Source organism: Bacteroides sp. Marseille-P3684, assembly GCF_900291465.1.
GTDB lineage: Bacteria > Bacteroidota > Bacteroidia > Bacteroidales > Bacteroidaceae > Phocaeicola_A.
The window spans coordinates 323,618-343,303 of sequence record NZ_LT985808.1 but is presented as its reverse complement, the minus strand read 5'-3'; the positions used below and the strand labels follow the sequence as shown (position 1 = coordinate 343,303).

The 19,686-nt window shown below is 57.2% G+C and carries 9 protein-coding genes; 3 read left to right on the top strand and 6 right to left on the bottom strand.

From position 1 onward, the window contains the following. Window positions 1-3,129, bottom strand: coding sequence for a collagen-like protein (locus C8275_RS01420; RefSeq protein WP_106483788.1), 3,129 nt, complete (start codon window positions 3,127-3,129; stop codon window positions 1-3). 292 nt (window positions 3,130-3,421) lie between these two features. On the opposite strand from C8275_RS01420, the gene gpmI reads away from it, so the two are divergent. The 3 genes from gpmI to gyrB all read left to right on the top strand — a co-directional run bounded on the left by gpmI (window position 3,422) and on the right by gyrB (window position 7,798). Continuing rightward, a complete protein-coding gene (gene gpmI, locus C8275_RS01415) occupies window positions 3,422-4,939 on the top strand; it encodes a 2,3-bisphosphoglycerate-independent phosphoglycerate mutase (RefSeq protein WP_106483787.1) in 1,518 nt (505 codons plus the stop codon). A gap of 181 nt (window positions 4,940-5,120) precedes the next feature. Beyond that, complete coding sequence (locus C8275_RS01410) at window positions 5,121-5,708, top strand: DUF3109 family protein (protein WP_106483786.1); 588 nt, start codon at window positions 5,121-5,123, stop codon at window positions 5,706-5,708. Between the two features lie 122 nt (window positions 5,709-5,830). Further along, a complete protein-coding gene (gene gyrB / locus C8275_RS01405) occupies window positions 5,831-7,798 on the top strand; it encodes a DNA topoisomerase (ATP-hydrolyzing) subunit B (protein WP_106483785.1) in 1,968 nt (655 codons plus the stop codon). Between the two features lie 455 nt (window positions 7,799-8,253). Here the strand turns inward: gyrB and C8275_RS01400 are convergent, their stop codons facing one another. From C8275_RS01400 to C8275_RS01375, 5 genes are all read right to left on the bottom strand, one after another. Continuing rightward, window positions 8,254-8,997 (bottom strand): head GIN domain-containing protein, encoded by a 744-nt coding sequence (locus C8275_RS01400; RefSeq protein ID WP_106483784.1) that lies wholly within the window; start codon window positions 8,995-8,997, stop codon window positions 8,254-8,256. A gap of 153 nt (window positions 8,998-9,150) precedes the next feature. Then, on the bottom strand, window positions 9,151-10,674 hold the full coding sequence (locus tag C8275_RS01395) for a polysaccharide lyase family 1 protein (RefSeq protein WP_199881836.1): 1,524 nt from the start codon (window positions 10,672-10,674) through the stop codon (window positions 9,151-9,153). A gap of 202 nt (window positions 10,675-10,876) precedes the next feature. After that, the gene (xyl3A, locus tag C8275_RS01390) at window positions 10,877-13,468 is read right to left on the bottom strand and encodes a xylan 1,4-beta-xylosidase (protein ID WP_106483783.1); all 2,592 of its coding nucleotides are present in this window, start codon (window positions 13,466-13,468) and stop codon (window positions 10,877-10,879) included. Window positions 13,469-13,567: 99 nt separating this feature from the next. Further along, entirely contained in the window at window positions 13,568-17,956 is a 4,389-nt protein-coding gene (locus tag C8275_RS01385) for a two-component regulator propeller domain-containing protein (protein ID WP_106483782.1), read from the bottom strand. A gap of 419 nt (window positions 17,957-18,375) precedes the next feature. Then, window positions 18,376-19,479 (bottom strand): hypothetical protein, encoded by a 1,104-nt coding sequence (locus C8275_RS01375; RefSeq protein ID WP_106483781.1) that lies wholly within the window; start codon window positions 19,477-19,479, stop codon window positions 18,376-18,378. Between the last annotated feature and the right edge of the window lie 207 nt (window positions 19,480-19,686).

The window sequence follows — 19,686 nt, the reverse complement described above, 5'->3', positions numbered from 1 at the left end:
TTATTCTTCATAGGTTACAGTGACTTCGGGGAGGGTGTATGCCGATTCGTAGTTCTCAATGCGGTAGGTGCCTTCCTCCGTCCCCGGGCGGAGGTATCCCTGTGTGAACTCCTTGAACTGGTAAGAGCCACCGTACCTGATGTTGATGGTCGAGTTCAGGTACGGGGTGAGCACCTTGAACGTGGGTTCGTCGGCGGACGAACGGTTGTTCGTGCTGGATGCTTCCTGCGTGCCTGCCGACGAGCTGAATTTAAAGGTGACATACGCCATCTTGAGCTTCCGCGCTTCCTCCTCGGTGTACAGGATGGGTTCGATGAAGTCCGAGCCGTCGGGACGCTGGGTGTATCGGGTCGACGACTTGTAGAGGCGCGTCAGGTCTATGTGGGAGAAGTCCAGCTCCCCTTCCGCCGACAGGAACACCGTGGGGGGCTCACCACTCTTCGTCTTCAGCTTGAGCGATTTCAGACGGGGACCCAGCTGGTAGGGCGGCAGCAGCGCCACGCCGTTCCACTGGAATTCCTCCCCGTAGTAGGCTTCGCGGTTCTTGACCGTCAGGTAGACGTCTGTCCCGTCCCAGTACTCCTTCTGGCTGTTCTTCTGGTTGGCAGGGTTCTCCTGTACGTAGCGGTAGGGGTAGCAGTAGTAGATGTAGCTGCCGGAACTGGACGACGCTGAGTGGGTGCAGTAAACCGGACGGTCGGCGAGCAGGCTGCGGGGGTCGTCCTTGTCGGCAACACGGAAGGTCTCCGGGTGCAGGCTGCCCGAGTTGGGCAGGTAGGAGGGGAGGTTCTGCCACTCGTCGTTCGGATTGATGCGCCGCTGGATGCGGAAATTCATGTTCAGCTGGTAGTCCACAGACGGTGTCTTGCTATAGGGCACCATCCGCATGTGTACCCGGTTGGGGACGTAGGTGTTCCGGGCGGACTCCTGGGGCGCCTTGCCTGCTAGGGTCACCGAGCGGGTCGTTCCCCAGCGGCTGTCGAGCTCCTGGATTTCCGGCAGGTCTTCCCGAGGAACGATGAACTCTCCCTGCTCGTTGCTGGTGTACTCCTTCCCGGGGTCGATGCCCGGCAGCCCCTGTACCTTGGCATGAGGCGCCAGCTGACCCCGCTCGTCGTATACCTTATATAATACACCGCCGTCGGTCGTGCGTACATACTCGCCGAACTCCGACTGGGAGTACTGTGCGATGACGTTGGGTATGCCCTGGATGATGGTCACCTCAGCTCCCGGCTTACCTGGTTCACCAGGACGACCGTCTTTGCCGTCCTTCCCGTCCGCGCCGTCGGCACCCCGCAGGAACTCGTAGAAGTCGTCGAGCGAGTTGCGCTCACAGTCCCACTTGCTGCCGTCGCGGTGGTCGGTCAGTGCTTCCGGTGTCCCGCACCGCTTGGCGAGGTCCGCCTTCCACAGTTCGTAGGCAGAGAGCCCGTTCGCGCCGTCCTTGCCGTTCACTCCGTCGCGCCCGTTGAGCCCGTCACGTCCGTTGGTGCCGTCCACACCGTCGCGCCCGTTGGTGCCGTTCACACCGTCGCGTCCGGCGAGGAAGTTGAAGAAGTCCGCCTCGGAGTTCCGTTCCGCGGCCCATTTCGTGCCCGGAGCCTTGGGGTCGTCCACCTGTCCGGTGGCAATGGTTTCCTTCCACAGTTCGTAGGCAGACTTGCCGTTGATGCCGTCGCGTCCGTTGGTGCCATTCGCACCGTCACGCCCGTCGCGTCCGTCACGTCCGTCCGCGCCCGAAAGGTAGGCATAGAAGTCCGCCATCGTGGTGCGGTCCTTGCTCCACGGCTGACCCTCCTTGTCATGTACCTTTCCGCTCTTCACGTCCTGTTGCCAGAGCTCATACGCCGACGCTCCGGCAGCCCCGTCGTTGCCGTTCTGTCCGCGGGCAGCGATGCCGGTGTCGGTAGTCCCGATGAACCAGTTGCCATTGTCGCCGATGTGGGGCGAGACTCCGTCACGTCCGTCTTTGCCGTCGGCTCCATCGTGTCCGTCCTTTCCCTTCTCTCCCGGGTCACCCTTTTCGCCTTTCTCTCCACGGACGCCTTGTGCGGCGATGCCCGTGTCGGTGTCGCCTATCCACCAGTGTCCGTCGCGGATGAAGGGCGTCCGTCCGTCAGTGCCGTCGCGCCCGTCACGTCCGTTCGCTCCGTCCTTTCCGTCTCGTCCGTCCTTTCCCTTCTCTCCCGGGTCACCCTTTTCGCCTTTCTCTCCACGGACGCCTTGTGCGGCGATGCCCGTGTCGGTGTCGCCTATCCACCAGTGTCCGTCGCGGATGACGGGGGTCCGTCCGTCGGTGCCGTCGCGTCCGTCACGTCCGTCCCTGCCTTTCGCAGCCACGCCGGTGTCGGTCGTTCCCACCCACCAGTTTCCGTTCGTACCGACGTAGGGGGACAGTCCGTCCTTGCCGTCGCGTCCGTTCGTACCGTTGTCTCCCTTCGGTCCCTGTGCGGTGACTCCGGTATCCGTCGAGCCGACGAACCAGTGTCCGTTGGTGCCCACGTGGGGTGTGATGCCGTTGGCGCCGTCGCGCCCCTTCAGGAAGAGGAAGAAGTCATTCATCGACGTCTGGTCCTTGGGCCAGTCGGTGGCACCCTGCCCGACGAGCTGTCGCCACTGCTCATAAGCCGAGAGGCCGTCCTTGCCGTCCAGTCCGTCGCGTCCATCACGCCCGTCCCTGCCCGTCGCCTTCACGCCGGTGTCCGTAGCGCCGATGAACCAGTTGCCGTTGCTGCCCACGTGGGGCGTCTGTCCGTCGCGTCCGCTGATAAAGTCCCAGAAGTCCGCCTCGCTGTTCTTCGAGGCAGGCCACGTCTGTGACCCGTCGTGCGGGTTGGCGACCGTACCCTGTGCGATGAGCTGCTTCCACAGCTCGTAGGCAGACTGCCCGTCCGCTCCCCGGTCGCCCTTCTCGCCCTTGACGAAGACGAAGAAGTCCGCAGGGGTCGTCCGGTCCCCGGGCCAGTCGATGCGTCCCGCTTCCACCTCCTCTTTCCAAAGGTCATAAGCGGACTTGCCGTCCGGTCCCTGCGGACCCTGCGGCAGTTCGAAACCGATGCTTGTGCAAGCTGTCGCCAGCAGGCACATGAGCATCCATACATAAGTGATAAGTCTGATTCTGATGTGCATGGTGTTGTTTGATTAGGCGGACGGAACGCCTCTGCGGAGGGCACTTCCTCACGTGTTCCGTCCCGGTTATATTCGGGCGCAAAAATCGGAACTTTCGTCCGTTCGGCTGTTGCCTATCCTTCGGATTCGCTTTCCTAATCCATCCGTCGGCTTTTTCATCACCCTCCGATGTTTACCTATCGGCTGACGGACGTGCTTTTTCGCTAATGCACGTTAAGACATGCACGCCGATGCGCCTATTTTGCGTAACTTTGCGGCGTCAATACAGAATAACTCTAAAACAGATATGATTATGGCTAAAAAAGCGCTTTTGATGATTCTCGACGGATGGGGCTGCGGCGACCACCGGAAAGACGACGTGATCTTCAACACCCCGACTCCCTATTGGGACTCGCTCCTGGCAACCTATCCGCACTCCCAGCTCCAGGCGAGCGGCGAGAACGTAGGCTTGCCCGACGGACAGATGGGTAACTCCGAGGTGGGCCACCTGAACATCGGTGCCGGACGCATCGTCTATCAGGACCTTGTGAAAATCAACCGTGCCTGTGCCGACGGCAGCATCCTGAAGAACCCGCAGGTAGTGGCAGCCTTTACCTACGCCAAGGAGCACGGCAAGAACATCCACTTCATGGGACTGACCTCCAACGGCGGCGTACACAGCTCACTCGACCACCTGTTCAAGCTCTGCGACATCGCCAAGGAGTACGGGCTGGAGGAGCACACCTTCATCCACTGCTTCATGGACGGCCGTGACACCGACCCGAAGAGCGGCAAGGGCTTCATCGAACAGCTCACCGCACACTGCCAGGCTTCAGCCGGACGCATAGCCTCCATCGTGGGACGTTTCTATGCCATGGACCGCGACAAGCGTTGGGCACGTGTGAAGGAAGCCTACGACATGCTCGTCAGCGGAACCGGAAAGCAGGCTGCCGACATGGTACAGGCAATGCAGGAATCCTATGACGAAGGCGTGACCGACGAGTTCGTGAAGCCCATCGTGAACAGCACCTTCGACGGCACCATCAAGGAAGGCGACGCCGTGATTTTCTTCAACTACCGCAACGACCGCGCCAAGGAGCTGACCATCGTGCTCACCCAGCAGGACATGCCCGAGGAAGGCATGCATACCATCCCCGGTCTGCAATACTACTGCATGACCCCCTACGACGCTTCGTTCAAGGGCGTCCATATCCTCTTTGACAAGGAGAACGTGCAGAACACGTTGGGCGAGTATCTCTCGAACAATGGCAAGACGCAGCTGCACATCGCCGAGACCGAGAAGTATGCCCACGTGACCTTCTTCTTCAACGGCGGACGCGAAGAACCCTACAAGGGGGAAGACCGCATCCTCGTGCCGTCGCCGAAGGTAGCCACCTATGACCTCAAACCCGAGATGAGCGCCTACGAAGTGAAGGACAAGCTGGTGGCAGCCATCGGCGAACAGAAGTACGACTTCATCGTGGTGAACTACGCCAACGGCGACATGGTGGGACACACCGGCGTGTATGAGGCCATCGAGAAGGCAGTCGTCGCCATCGACAACTGCGTGCGCGACACCGTCGAGGCAGCCAAGGCAAACGGCTATGAAGTCATCATCATCGCCGACCACGGCAACGCCGACCATGCCCTGAACGAGGACGGCACCCCGAACACCGCCCACTCGCTCAACCCCGTCCCCTTCGTCTATGTGACGGAGCGCAAGGACGCCCGCGTGGAGAACGGCGTACTCGCCGACGTGGCACCGTCCATCCTGCACATCATGGGCATGCCCCAGCCGAAGGAGATGACCGGTCGCGACCTTATCAAGTAATTCATCCCATCCTGTAGGGATGCGCGGAGGACGGGCCCCGTGCCCGTTCCCCTGCATACAGCCGGCGCGGATGACGCGGATTCCTTGTTCCCCTTCACTTGGGCGGGAAGGAAGAATCCGTGCCATCCGCGCCGTTTGCATCCGTGCCCGTGCGTCCCTGTCACCCGAAGAATCCGAAGAAATGATACAGATAGACGATGTAATCGTGAGCCTCGATGTGTTCCGTGAGAAGTTCCTCTGTGACCTGGGCGCCTGCAAGGGTGCCTGCTGCATCGAAGGCGATGCCGGCGCTCCCGTGGAGACCGGTGAAGTGGAGGCGCTCGAAGCCTCCCTGCCCGCCGTGTGGGACGACCTCTCACCCGAAGCACGTGCCGTCATCGACCGCCAGGGCGTGGTCTATGTCGATGAGGAAGGCGACCTCGTGACCTCCATCGTGAACGGCAAGGACTGTGTGTTCACCTGCTACGACGAGTCGGGCTGTTGCTACTGTGCCCTGGAGAAGGCGTACCGCGAAGGTCGCATCAGCTTCTACAAACCCATCTCCTGCCATCTCTACCCCATCCGCATCGGCGACTACGGTCCCTACAAGGCGGTCAACTACCACCGCTGGGACGTCTGCCGTGCCGCCGTGGAGCTGGGACGGAAGAAAGGCGTCCCGGTGTACCGCTTCCTGCGCGAGCCCCTCATACGCAAGTTCGGGGAGGACTGGTACCACGAGCTTGAGGAGGCAGCCGTGGAGCTGAAGAAGCAGGGGTATCTGGACGATTGACAAGCGATAGTCGCTCCTGGGTAACTTCCTGTCGGCTCCAAGGGGCGAATTTCCCATACTTTATATGGTCATCCCGAGAATTATTCGTAAATTTGTCCGTTATTTATTGGACATTAATCTCTATGGCAGAAGAACAAATCACTAATCACAGCGGAGCGGAATATTCGGCCAGCAACATCCAGGTCCTTGAGGGACTGGAGGCCGTGCGTAAGCGCCCCGCCATGTATATTGGCGACATAAGCGAGAAAGGTCTGCACCACTTGGTCTACGAAGTCGTGGACAACTCCATCGACGAGGCATTGGCAGGCTTTTGTAACCACATCGAAGTAACCATCAACGAAGACAACTCCATCACCGTCCAGGACAACGGACGCGGAATCCCCGTCGACATGCATGAGAAAGAGCACAAGTCGGCTCTCGAAGTCGTGATGACCGTGCTCCACGCGGGCGGTAAGTTCGATAAAGGCTCCTACAAGGTGTCGGGTGGTCTGCACGGTGTGGGCGTGTCGTGTGTGAATGCGCTGTCCACACGCATGATTTCGCAGGTACGCCGAGGCGGAAAGATTTACCAGCAGGAATACTCCTGCGGCAAGCCGCTCTACCCTGTCAAGGAAGTGGGCACGTGCGACCCCGACGACACGGGTACACGACAGACCTTCTGGCCCGACGCTTCCATCTTCGTGACCACCACCTATAAATATAACATTCTCCAGGCACGTATGCGCGAGCTTGCCTACCTCAACGCCGGCATCACCATCACGCTGACCGACCGCCGGGAGAAGGATGAGGCAGGCAACTTCAAGAGCGAACGTTTCCACTCCGAGGAGGGTGTGAAGGAGTTCGTCCGTTTCCTCAACTCCAACAATACGCCGCTCATCGACGATGTCATCTATCTCAACACCGAGAAGCAAGGCATCCCCATCGAGTGCGCCATCATGTACAACACCGGCTTCCGTGAGAACCTCCATTCGTACGTGAACAACATCAACACCATCGAAGGCGGTACGCACGAGGCGGGCTTCCGCATGGCACTCACACGTGTGCTGAAGAAGTATGCCGAGGACAGCAAGGCGCTGGAGAAGGCGAAGGTGGAGATTTCCGGAGAGGACTTCCGCGAAGGACTGATTGCCGTCATCTCCGTCAAGGTTGCCGAGCCGCAGTTCGAAGGACAGACCAAGACGAAGTTGGGCAACAACGAGGTGAGCGGTGCCGTCAACCAGGCTGTGGGCGAAGCACTGACCTACTACCTCGAAGAGCACCCCAAGGAGGCGAAGATGATTGTCGACAAGGTGGTGCTGGCTGCTACAGCACGTATCGCTGCCCGCAAGGCACGCGAGTCCGTGCAACGCAAGAGCCCCATGACCGGAGGCGGACTCCCCGGCAAGCTGGCAGACTGTTCCGACAAGGACCCTGCACGCTGTGAGCTTTTCCTGGTCGAGGGTGACTCGGCAGGTGGTTCCGCCAAGCAGGGACGCAGCCGTGCCTTCCAGGCAATCCTTCCGTTGCGCGGTAAGATTCTGAACGTGGAGAAGGCAATGTGGCACAAGGCATTCGAGAGCGACGAGGTGAACAACATCATCCAGGCGCTCGGCGTCCGCTTCGGTGTGGGCGAAGACAGCAAGGAGGCAAACATCGAGAAGCTGCGCTACCACAAAATCATCATCATGACCGATGCCGATGTCGATGGTTCCCACATCGACACACTCATCATGACGCTCTTCTACCGCTACATGCCGCAGCTCATCCAGGAAGGCTATCTCTACATCGCCACGCCGCCCCTCTACCTCTGCACCAAGGGCAAGGTCAAGGAGTATTGCTACACCGAGGAAGACCGTCTGCGCTTCATCGAGAAGTACGGCGGTGGCAGCGAGAGCGGCATCCATACGCAACGCTACAAAGGTTTGGGTGAGATGAACCCGGAACAGCTGTGGGAGACAACCATGGACCCCGAACGTCGTCTCCTCAAGCAGGTACACATCGAGAACGCCGCCGAGGCAGACTACATCTTCTCCATGCTCATGGGTGACGACGTAGGTCCGCGCCGCGAGTTCATCGAGAGCAATGCCACCTACGCGAACATCGACGCTTAAGCATCAGTTGATAATCAGATAAAAGGAGGGTGCATCGTTACACACGGTGCACTCTTTTTTTTATCTGACGGTGCCTGATGTCCCTTCCCTTGTCCGGACTTTGTCCCGGCAAACATAATCGTCCGACGGACGGAACATAAGTGTTTGACCGGGCAAACACATTGGTTTGACTCGCCAAACACAAGTGTTTGACTTGGCAAACATAGTAGTTTGATGGACCAAAGTATAATACTTAGGTGGTCAAAGTATAATACTTAGGCTGCCTAAGTATAATACTTTGGTAGGCTAAGTATGATACTTAGGTATGTCAAGCACCTGTGCTTACCTGATTGAAGGCTTGTGCTTACCCGATTAAGCGCGAATGCCCGGAGGATGTGTCGCAAAGCATGGATACACAAAGAGGGTGCATCACTCATCGCGATACACCCTCCTGTTATTGATACGGACTAGCCGGGTTACTTCCCGATAACCGCCCCGACGCTCGACTTCGACAGGCTGAGCACCTGTGGGTTGCCGTAGTACTTCACGTTGCCCACGCCCTTGGCACGGATGCGGATGGTCCCGGAAGCGGAGCAGGTGATGTCGCCTACGCCGCTGTGGTTGAGGTTGACGTCTTTGGCCTTGAGCTCCTTGGCATGTACGTCGCCGACACCGCTCGACTCATAGCTTGCCTTGTCGGTCTTGCCGGAAAGTCGAAGGTCGCCGACACCGGAGTTCTCCACTTCCACACTCTGGCAGTCGAGCCCCGACAGGCGTACGCTGCCCACGCCGGAGTTCTCGATGACGAGGCGGTCGGCCTTCAGGGGTGAGGTCGTCTTGAAATCGCCCACACCACGGTTCGACAGGTGGTTCAGTGTCGGAGCGGCAATCTTGATTTCCAGTCCTTTCCCAGCACGCTTGTTGCCGATGCTCTTGGTGTTGACCTTCAGGACCCCGTCGTGCGACTCAATGACCACAAAGGGCAGGTAGTTCTCCGGTCCCGTGACTTCCACGTCGGTCTTGTCACTCTGCGAGAACGAGACGTTGACTACACCGTTCACCTCGATGGCTTCGAACGGTGCGACATAGTAGTTCTTCTTTGCTTTAGCCTCACTGGGCACTTCCTGACTTGTCTGGTTGCTGAATGTGCGGCAGCCGCTGGCGCTGCTCAATACCGTGAGTGCCATCAGTCCGACGAGCATCCGATAGAGATTCTTCATAGTCCTTCTCCTCCTTTTATTGATTGGTTCTTTCTATTAGACGGATAAAGTAACGGAAAAGTTGCGATATCGCCGCAACTTGGTGCCAAAAAAATCTCTTCCGAAGCACACAGGGACGTTGCGGCGTTCCTTTGCCGGGAATCCCGCAGCCCCTTATCCCTGCTTCTCCACCAGTCCGTTCAGATAGACTTCCAGGTTGGTGTAGCCTTCGCTGCTCAGGGTGCAGGCGCGTCCGTCAGCAGCATCGGCAGGGTTCAGGCGGTGAGCCTTCTCCCAGGCATCGGGCATGCCGTCGCCGTCGCTGTCCTTCAACGCTTCCGTTTCACCGGCAGTGGCAGTCAGTTCGGGATAGCCGCCGGCATCTGCAGGGAGGTCGATGAGTCCGGGAGCCTGTCCGGCATCGGGAGTCACCGAGCCGATGCACGAGGCAGTGCCCGTACGTGTCTCCTCGACGATGCGGAGGTCAAGCGTGTCGCGTACCTTCGAGCAGCCGGCGTGTGCAAGCACCAGGCGGTACGCCTCCTCGGCGCTGTGGGTCGTCACTTCGCCGTAGGGCAGCGGTTCATGCAGACGGATGGAGTCGCGCACGGCGTCGTTCCACAGCCCGTCGTTCGACTCGGGACGTACCTGTTCGTAGACGCCCCGTGTCCAGTTGTCGGCAGTGACGTCGGGATAGCCCTCCATGACGTTGCCGTCGATGTAGAACTTTCCCCAGACGTGCTCCATCGGTGCCCAGCTGTTGGGGCTGCCATCCGGACGGTGGCAGTAGGCCGTCGTGCGTATGTTGGGAGCGAAGATGCGGTAAGCGATGCTGCCCCGGTCCGGCGTGGCAGGTCCCGGCTTGTAGTAGTTGTTGACAATGTTCACCCGCATGGCTTCGCCGCCGTAGCATCCGTTACCCGCCCAGTTGTAGAACACATTGTTGCGCATGTCTACGTATTCGCGGTCCTGTGTGCCGGGGCGCGGACCCAGACGGGGCACGCGGCTTTCGTGGTGTGCCATGAGATTGTGGTGGAACGACATGCGGTTTCCGCCCACGATGCCGCCGTAGCCGTGGCGCCCCTTCTTGTGTCCTGCCGTGCGGAGGCTCTCGGAGATGAGGCACCACTGCACGGTGGCGTCGGTGTTGCCATAGACCGAGCAGGTCTCGTCGACAGACCAGCTGACGGTGCAGTGGTCGACGATGATGTTGCGGTGGTCGCAGCCGCCCAGTCCGTCGGGTTCACCGCCGCCCTCGTTGCCTACACGGAAGCGTACGTAGCGGATGACCACCTCGTTGGCGTCGATGTTCACCGCGTGGCGGGCAATGCAGATGCCGTCGCCCGGTGCGCTCTGTCCGGCGACAGTCAGGCTGTCGTGCCGGATGCGTAGCGGACGGTCGAGTCGGATGGTTCCGGCGACATCGAAGACCACGGTGCGCGCTCCCGTCTGTTCGACGGCGTGGCGCAAGGTCCCGGGCTGGTCGCCGTCAGCCAGTGTGGTGACATGGTACACCTGTCCGCCTCGTCCGCCGACGGCGTAACGTCCGAAGCCCTCGGCGCCCGGAAAGGCGGGAAGGCGTGTTTCGTCCGGAAGGTCTTCTGCTGTTTGAGGACCGGCGCAGGTCCCACTGCCGCACAGGCAGAGAAGTCCCGTCAGGAGAAGGTACGGGATGCGCCGCTTGGAGTTGTTCTTCATAGTGCTCGTGTTTTTCAGATTGGTTGTCCTGCAAAGATAAGCGGAAAGCTGTGTCGTTGGTATGCCTGGAGGGCGGAAGTGTCAAAAAAGAGCGTGATTGTCATCCGTATCTCCAAACAAAAGAACGAGGGGGTAAGAGCTCAAGCTTATCCCCTTCGTTCCTTTAAACTCAAATCGCTCCTAACCGTTGTCAGCAGCAGGCTCAGCGGATGTTCACCGGAAGGCTCTTCAGTGCGGCATCTTCGGAGCTTCCGCCGTAGAGCACCTCATAGGCACCTTCCATCGGGTGCATCGAGTTGGTCTGCGTGTCGAACCACTGGAAGTTCTCGTACGGCAGTTCGATGACCACCTCGCGCGTCTCGCCCCGGGCTATGTTCACCCGACGGAAGCCGCGGAGTGCCTTCAGCGGACCTTCGCTGTCACCCGGACGGCGCAGATAGACCTGTACCACCTCGTCGCCGTCGCGCTTGCCGGTGTTCGTCACGGGGATAGTCACGCGCAGGGTGTCGCCGTATGCCAGTTCCTGCTTGTCCGCCTTCGCCTCGCCGTAGGAGAAGGTCGTGTAGCTCAGTCCGTGTCCGAAGGCGAAGAGCGGGCGTCCGGTGAAGTAGCGGTAGGTGCGTCCGCGCATCGAGTAGTCGAGGAAGTCGGGCAGCTGCGTGTCGTCGGCGTAGAACGTGACGGGCAGACGGCCGGCGGGGTTGTAGTCGCCGAAGAGTACGTCGGCAACCGCCGTTCCGCCTTCCTGTCCCGGATACCACGCCTGGAGGATGGCATCACAGTGTGCGGCTTCGGCCTTCAGCCCCATGGCAGAGCCGGAGAAGTTGACCATGACGAGCTTCTTGCCTGCCTGCTTGAGGGAGGCAATCATGTCGCGCTGGATTTTCGGCAGCTCGATACTCGTGCGGTCTCCGCCTTTGAAGCCTTCGGCAGACACGCTCATGGCTTCCCCTTCCAACAGGGGAGAGATGCCGCCGGCGAAGATGATGACGTCCGCCTTTTTCAGCCGTTTGATGAGCGCCTTCATGTCGGGAGCCTGCTCCTCGACGAGGTCAAAGTTCAGGAACGGGTTGTCCTTAACCTGCTCGAAGGCAAGCTCGATGCGGTATTCCTTGCCCGCCTCGAAGGGGAAGGCGTGTACGTTGGCGGGGTTCTTCAGGTTATACTGTTCGCAGACTTCCTGTCCGTCGATGAAGAATTTCACCCGTCCGTTGGTCGAGAGGCGGAATTGCGCGGTGCCCGAGTGGTCGGGGCGGAAGATGCTGACGTAGCGTCCGGTGAAGTCCTTCAGGTTGACCCCGGCAGCAAAGGCGGTGGCACCCTCTCCGCTGTAGTGGAAGGGCGTCTCGACCTGGTCGGTGGCTGCGACCTCACCCTTTGCCTCCCGGTTGTTCCAGTAGGTAGCGGCGAATCCCGGCTTGCCGTCCATCGAGCAGTCCGTGAAGAGGCTGTTCCAGACGCAGCCCTCGGTGTGCCCGCAGAGCGGTTCGTAGATGACCTTGTGCTCGGGCAGACGTTTGCGCAGTGCCTGCAGGAGGGTCACGGTGTGTGAGGGCGTGCCGTTGTAGTTCGCCCACTGCATCACCGAGTCGTTGGCGTTCGGGCCGACGAGGGCCACGGTGGCATTCTTCTTTAGCGGAAGCACGTTGCCGCGGTTCTGGAGCAGGACCATCGTCTCGTGTGCCATCCGTAGGGCCAGGTCGCGGTGTGCCTGACAGTCGACGATGGAGTCGGGGATGTCGGCAAAGGGGTGCTCCGGTTCCATTTCGCCCAGCTCGAAGCGTGCCTTCAGCAGCCGGCGGACGGAGTTGTTGATTTTCTCTTCGGGTACGAGTCCCTGACGGACGGCGTCGACGAGTGACTCGAAGTTGCTCCCGCACTCCAGGTCGGTCCCGTTGGCGACAGCGGCAGCCGAGGCATGTCCGGCGTCGGGGTAGACATGGTGCTTGCCCTTCTGCCAGAAGTCGGACACGGCGCCACAGTCGGTCACCACGATGCCGTCGTACCCCCACTCATTGCGCAGGATTTGGTGGAGCAGGCGGTCACTGCCGCAGCAGGGGTCTCCCTCGAAGCGGTTGTAGGCGCACATGACCTCCTTGACGCGTGCCTTCTGCACGAGGTCCTTGAAGGCGGGCAGATAGGTCTCCCAGAGTTCACGGAAGGGGATGTTCTCGGCATTGAAGCTGTGGCGGCACCACTCCGGACCCGAGTGTACGGCAAAGTGCTTGGCGCAGGCGTGCGCCTTGTTCCACTTCGTGTCGTTCGGTCCCTGGATGCCTCGTACGACGGCGACGCCCATGCGTCCGCTCAGGTAAGGGTCTTCACCGTACGTCTCCTGTCCGCGTCCCCAGCGCGGGTCGCGGAAGATGTTCACGTTGGGCGTCCAGAAGGTGAGTCCCTGGTAACGTCGGTAGGAACCTCGTTCGTTTGCCATGCGGTTCTTGGCGCGTGCCTCGTCGGACACGGCATCGAACACCTTATATAATAAGTCGTCGTCAAACGAGGCTGCCATGCCGATGGACTGGGGGAAGACGGTGGCAAGTCCCGCACGGGCGACCCCGTGAAGGGCTTCGTTCCACCATTCGTAAGGCTTGATGCCCAGCCGTGGAATGGGTTTTGAGTTGTTTTGCATCAGGAGTACTTTCTCCTCGAGGGTGAGCCTTCCCAGCAGGTCCTCGGCGCGTTGGTCCGGGGAGAGTTCACTGTTCTGATAGGGGAGCGGTCCGGTGGCAGTCTGTGCCTGTGTCATTCCTGACAGGCAGGCAGCCAGACATAGCATTGCAAGTTTCTTCATGATTCACGTAGGATAAATGAGTAATGAGGTAAAAATGTCGGTGTAAAGTTACGTCATTCATCCGTTTTGGAGGGGTAGTTATTGGTGAAAAAGGGGAAATTATTCGTCGTCCCCCTTTTTCTGCTCTTTATACTCGCTGGGTGTGCATCCGACGGCCTTCTTGAAGACCTTGCTGAAGTACTTCGGCGAGTTGAACCCTGTCATGTAGGCGACCTGCGAGATGGTCAGTCCGTCGTCCTCCATGAGTTGGAGGGCACGCTTGATGCGCATCTCGCCGACGAAGGCTACGGGTGTCATCCCGGTGATGGACTTGAGTTTGCGATAGAACACGGTGCGGCTCATGAAGAGGTGTTCCGCCAAGGTCTCGATTTCGAAGTCCTGGTTGTCCATGTTCTGCTCGATGCACTCCATGACCTGCTCCATGAAGCGGTCGTCGAGTGACTCCAGCTGTGGGCGCTTGGGTTCGTATGCGGTCGGAGCGGACTCTGCATCTGCCGGGGCAGCTGTCTCCTCGGGGTGAGGCTGGAAGCGTGCCCGGTAGAACTCCTGCAACTCCTGCCGTCGGCAGATGAGTGTGCGGATGCGCGTCTTGAGGTACGTGGCACTGAAGGGCTTGGTGATGTAGTCGTCGATGCCCCGTTCCAGTCCGACGATGCGGTCGTCGAGGGAGGACTTGGCGGAGAGGATGATGATGGGGATGTGACAGACGGTGCGGTCCGCTTTTATCCGGCTGACCATCTCCAGTCCGTCCATGACGGGCATCATCACGTCGGTGATGAGGAGGTCGGGGATGTGTTCGCAGGCAAGTTCCAGTCCCTGTTTCCCGTCCGTAGCCTCGATGACGCGGTATTCGGCAGAGAGGATGTTGCGCAGGAAGAGGCGCAGCTCGTCGTTGTCCTCCACCACGAGGAGGGTCAGGCGTTCGCCGTCTCCGTTGTCTTCCGCTTCCCGGTTCCCCTTGTCGCTGTCCTGTGGAGAGGCGGAAGCCGTGCCGTCGTGGAGAATGAACTCCGTGTGCTCATCGTGTTCATAAGCGGAGCGGCTGAGCGGTAGGGTGACAGTGAAGCGGCTTCCCTCGCCGACCTGGCTTTCCACATCGATGTGCCCGTGGTGCAGGCCGACCATCTCCCGTGCCATGGAGAGCCCGATGCCCGAGGAGGGATGCATCATGTCGCTGTGCGTGAAGTTCTCGAAGCGGTGGAAGAGCATCTTGCGGTGCTGTTCGTCGATGCCGATGCCCCGGTCAGCCACCGCAATGCTCACGGTACGGTCGGAAAGGGACACTTCGATGCTGACGGACTTCCCGTCCGGTGTGTACTTGAAGGCATTGGAGAGGAGGTTGAAGAAGACCTTTTCCACCTTGTCCGTATCGAGCCACATCGTGAGGCTGTCCACCGGCGAGGAGAGGGTGAAGGCGATGTGCTTGGCTTCCGCCATGGCGCGGAAGTGGAGCATCACCTGCCTGAGCAGTGCGATGAGGTCGGCTTCCTCGACGATGAGCTTCATCTTGCGGTTCTGCAGTTTGCGGAAGTCGAGAATCTGGTTCATCATGCGCAGCATCCGCCGGGTGTTGGTGCGTACGAGTGAGAGGTGTTCGCGGTCCTTGTCCGAGAGCTCCCGGCTTTGGAGGACTTCCTCGACAGGGCCGGCGATGAGGGTAAGGGGCGTCCGCAGCTCGTGGGAGATGTCGGTGAAGAAACGGAGCTTGATGTCGGCGAGTTGCTGTTCCATGTCAATGCGGTGGCGCAAGCGGTAGATGTAGAAGAGCACATAGCCGACAGTGCCGACGAGAAGCAGGAAGAGCAGGACGTAGAGCGCCCACGCCCACGCCGTCTCAGTGAACTTCGGTTCCACGACAAGGCGCAGGCTGCGTGTGTTGTCCATCCACACCCCGTTGCTGTTGGTGGAACGTATCTCCAGGGTATACTCTCCAGCCGGGAGATTCATGTAGCTGGCGGAGCGTGTGTTCCCGACCTCATTCCACTGTTCTTCCAGTCCCCTCAGCCGGTAGGCGTATTGGATGGTGGAAGAGTTGACGAAGTCGACGGCAGCAAAACGGAAGGAGATGTTGCGCTGTTCCGGGGAGAGCGTGAGGACGTCGATGCGGTTGGCATCGCGGTGGAGCGGTTGTCCCTGCACACGCATCTCGGTCAGGACAACGGCGGGCGTGTAAGTGTCTTGCGGAAGTTCGTTGAGGCGGAGCGAGAGCACGCCGAGGTTGGTGCCCAGCAACAGGGTGTCACCCCGGAGCAGGGGGACGGTTTCGGCAAACTTCAGTTCGTTCCCGAAGCGGTCGCTGCGGTAGTTCACGGTCAGTCCTGTTTGCGGGTCGAGTTGGGTGAGTCCGTTCTCAGCCACCACCCAGTAGTGCCCTTTGCCGTCGTCCGTCATGGCATGCACCAGGTTGGACAGAAGCCCGTCTTGTGTCGTGAAGTGGCGGAAGGTCGTCCGTGTCTGCATGAGCGAGTCTGTGCAGGCGAAGTTCAGTCCGCCCGTGAAGCTGAGGATGCAGGCTTCCTGCCTGTCTGTCCCCGAGGTGGAAGGAATGAAGACATCCATGATGTCGTTGCTGTTGAGTGAGGTCCGGTCGCCCCCGATGTGCCGGTGATGCCGGAAGATGATGTCCTCTGGATGGCGGAAGGACGTGCGGCAGGCAATCAGTCCGTCGGTTGTTCCTACCAGCAGGATGCTGTCGGGCGACTCTTTCAGACATCGGATGCGGGCATCCTTGAGGGGGAAGCCTTTCAATACATTGCCCTGATGGATGAATTGTACCTGTCCGTCAGCATGCTCCTGGACCAGGTTCAGCCCTCCGCCGAAAGTACCAACCCAGATGCGTCCCCGGCTGTCTTCACACAGGGCATACACGCTGTTGGCACTCAGGCTGTAGGAGTTGCCTGGTTCGGGAGTGTAGTGACTGACGGTGAAATGCCGGGCTCCTGAAGGTCGCAGTCGGTAAAGCCCTGCTTCCTTCGTTCCCAGCCAGATGTCGCCGTTGCGTGCCTGAAGCAGGGCGTATGCTCCTCCGGGGAAGGCGGTAGGCTGTGTGGTGAGCTTGCCTTGCGGTGTGACATAGAGCGGTCGTTTGTCCCCATGCTGGTAAATCCGCAGGGTGCCATTCTGCGAACCGACCCACAGGTTCCCCTCGTGGTCGTTCAGGAAGCTGCGGATGTCCATCTCCTTCTCCAGCGTATGCAGGGTGAAGAAGTGGGGGAGGAAAGAGACCTTCTCCAACCCCGTATAGGGTGCATACCACAGGTTGCCTTGCCGGTCAAGCAGGCTGTAGCGGATGAAAGGCACATAGGAGGATGAAGGGTCTTCCGGGTTGCGCAGGTAGGTACGGAAGCAGTCCGCGCCGGCATCGTAGTAGCAGAGCGCTTCGTGCTCGGGGATGACCCACAGCATGCCGTGCGGGTCGTTAAACACCAGGCTGCGGCTCTGACGGGCACGGTTACGGAATGTGGACGGTGGAAGTGCATAGAGATGGCTGTCTCCCGTCTGTGGGTTCAGACGGAGCATCTCATGCGGATTGAGCAGTATCCAGCAGATTCCCTTCTTGTCTGTATGGACTTGGTTGATGGTGCTTTCCGCCCGTCCGACATCTGCCGTGTGGAAGGTCGATGCCGTACCGCTTTTACAGGCATAGAAAGTCAGTGAATGAGGTGTTTGTAAGAGGAGGGTGTCGCGTCCGAGATTCTTCAGGGAGGTGACGGGTTCGGAGCTTCCCGGAGTTGCAAGCCGTTCGAAGTCGCCTTTTTGCGGACGGAAGACGAACAGTTCGCCGCCTTCAGAGACCAGATAGGTGTGCCCGTTGCGCTCCTTGATATGCCGGAAGATGAGGTCGGGGGCATTGACGGACCGGTTGCCTACGATTTCGATACCCTGATCCGTGAGCAACCATTCGTTGCCGTCGGCATCCTGATGGATGCGGTAAATCCGTTTGCCTTTCATGGGATGTTCGGCGATGCCTTCGCTTCCGTCCCTGAACTTCTGCGTATCAAGCCGGAAGAGGCGTCCGTCCTGACAGAGAAACCAGACTATTCCCTTGGGCAGCACATAGGTGTTTTCCACTGCCATCTGTTTCTTTAGCCGCTTTTCGATGGGAGCCAGCACATCCACAAAAGTCTGTTCTTTTCTCCGGAATAGAAAGAGCCGTGCATCGTAGGTGGAGCACCACAGGTCTCCGTCAGCCCCGATTTGTATGTCCGTCAGTCTGTTGGTGCTGAGTGCTGTGCCTCCGGGTGACACCATGTTATAGGTCGTGAAGGAATATCCGTCGTAGCAGTTCAGTCCGTCCCATGTGCCGAACCACAGCAGTCCGTCGTCAGATTGTACCATTCGTTGGACGAAACTCTGTGATAATCCGTCATTGACCGAATAGTGCTGAATCCGGCAGAGGGGTTGTGCGTGTATGTTCGTGATGGATATTAGCAGAAGGAGCAGGGCGGTCCATGTAGCCGACCAGTATCGGTTGTGTGTTTGTTTCATAGCGACTCTCAGTATAAGCTAGGCAAATGTAGTAAAAATATGGGAAGAAAACGGCTCAGTAGAATTTTAATGGGGTAAGCATACAGCTTTGTAATTCGGAAAAGGAAAAACTTCTTATCTGCGACGCCTCTTAAGTTCGCTCTAAAAAGTTTGATTTTGGCATTGAATGATTCTGTCATTGCATTAGAGCTGTCGTTTAATTCCGTCATTATGAGTAATCCGGCAGATAGATCCTAAAATATCCCATAAGCTTAATCATAAAATGCCATTTCCGTTCGCAGACAGAATAATTATAGGAGTAAAAGCTTCTGATGAATTGTAAAGAATACTGTCAGGTACAGCAAATTTGTAAAATATGAAGATAGAAAAGAGTATATATAAGATAGTAATCTGTTTACTAAATAATAAATTGGTGTGAATTAATTGAATTCAGTTATAGGTGGTATTTCTTTATTGTCAACTTTTTGAAGACATTCTTTCATTTCTTTTTCATTCAAGACGAATAAAGTACATGTTTTCGCACGAGATGTATTAAGAGGATGTTCTGTTCTTGGTATATTTAGCTGACTATACCTACGACATATTTTACCTGTGCCATTATAGCTATCTACATAATTTATGCACATTTGACAGTTCTCTATTTTAAACCTTTTATATCCCAGCCATTTGGCTATATTACGAAGCTCAAAAGCCTGAGTACTATGAAAACAAAATTCATAAAGTGTGTCAGATCTGCTTTTGTGTAGTTCATTACATTTACAATGTTCCTGTTTGCAGATAAATTTTCCTGAAGAATATAACATATATCTGGAAATGCGAATATTAGAGCTATGTTTAATAGGACTATAGCCACTATTCTTAAACCCATAGAATGAGATATTTAGGGATGGAGCTTCTGCTTCTTCAGATATGTTTTGCTTCGGGCTCTCAATGAACCCGTTTTCAATTATTTTATCAATGTCTTCTTCTTTTTCAATTTTAGCTTCAATAATTTTATTCCCACTGTGAAGCTTTGTGGAATCACTTGCATGTGTAACATAAATTTCTAAATATAATGGCTCTTTATTGGGATCTATAGATGATGAGAATTTAAGGTCGGATCTTCTGTTTATATTATTATAGGATATTTCTTGTTCACATCTATCATAATACTCTTTCAAGTTAAATGATTTTGTGCTTTTTTTCACACAATCGCCGTCTTTCACGTACATGCAAGTATCATTCATGCTACAATAGGATTTGTATTCAAATGAAATAGTAATTGCCTGGGATTCATAAAATGCTTCTTGAATTTTCTTTTTGGCTAAAAGGTGAAGGGAGCTTTCGTATGCTGTTGGACAGTCAACTCCTGACTGATGGGCAAAGTGATGCGTTCGGTGTGTACCTTTATTTTTTGCTTGTAATGGTTTCTTACAAGCAGGACAAATACATCCACAGTCATTGCCATTAGGCACACTATCTATGTGTACAAGTTCACCCTTTGTATTAAGAGCATATTTCAGATATTTAGTATCGTTACCCATACTCTTGACTGTATAAATTAATAGATAAGCCTATATAAAATCGAATTTACTTATTTCTTGCAATGATAATTATTCAGGATATCTACTAAATCTAATCTGTTGGTATTGTAATCGTACCTATATTTTTTGACCAGGAAAACAAACAGCTCCGAAATTTTGCGAAGCCCGGGGTAGAAAGAGAGAGGTACAAACAAAGAAAGGTCGAGT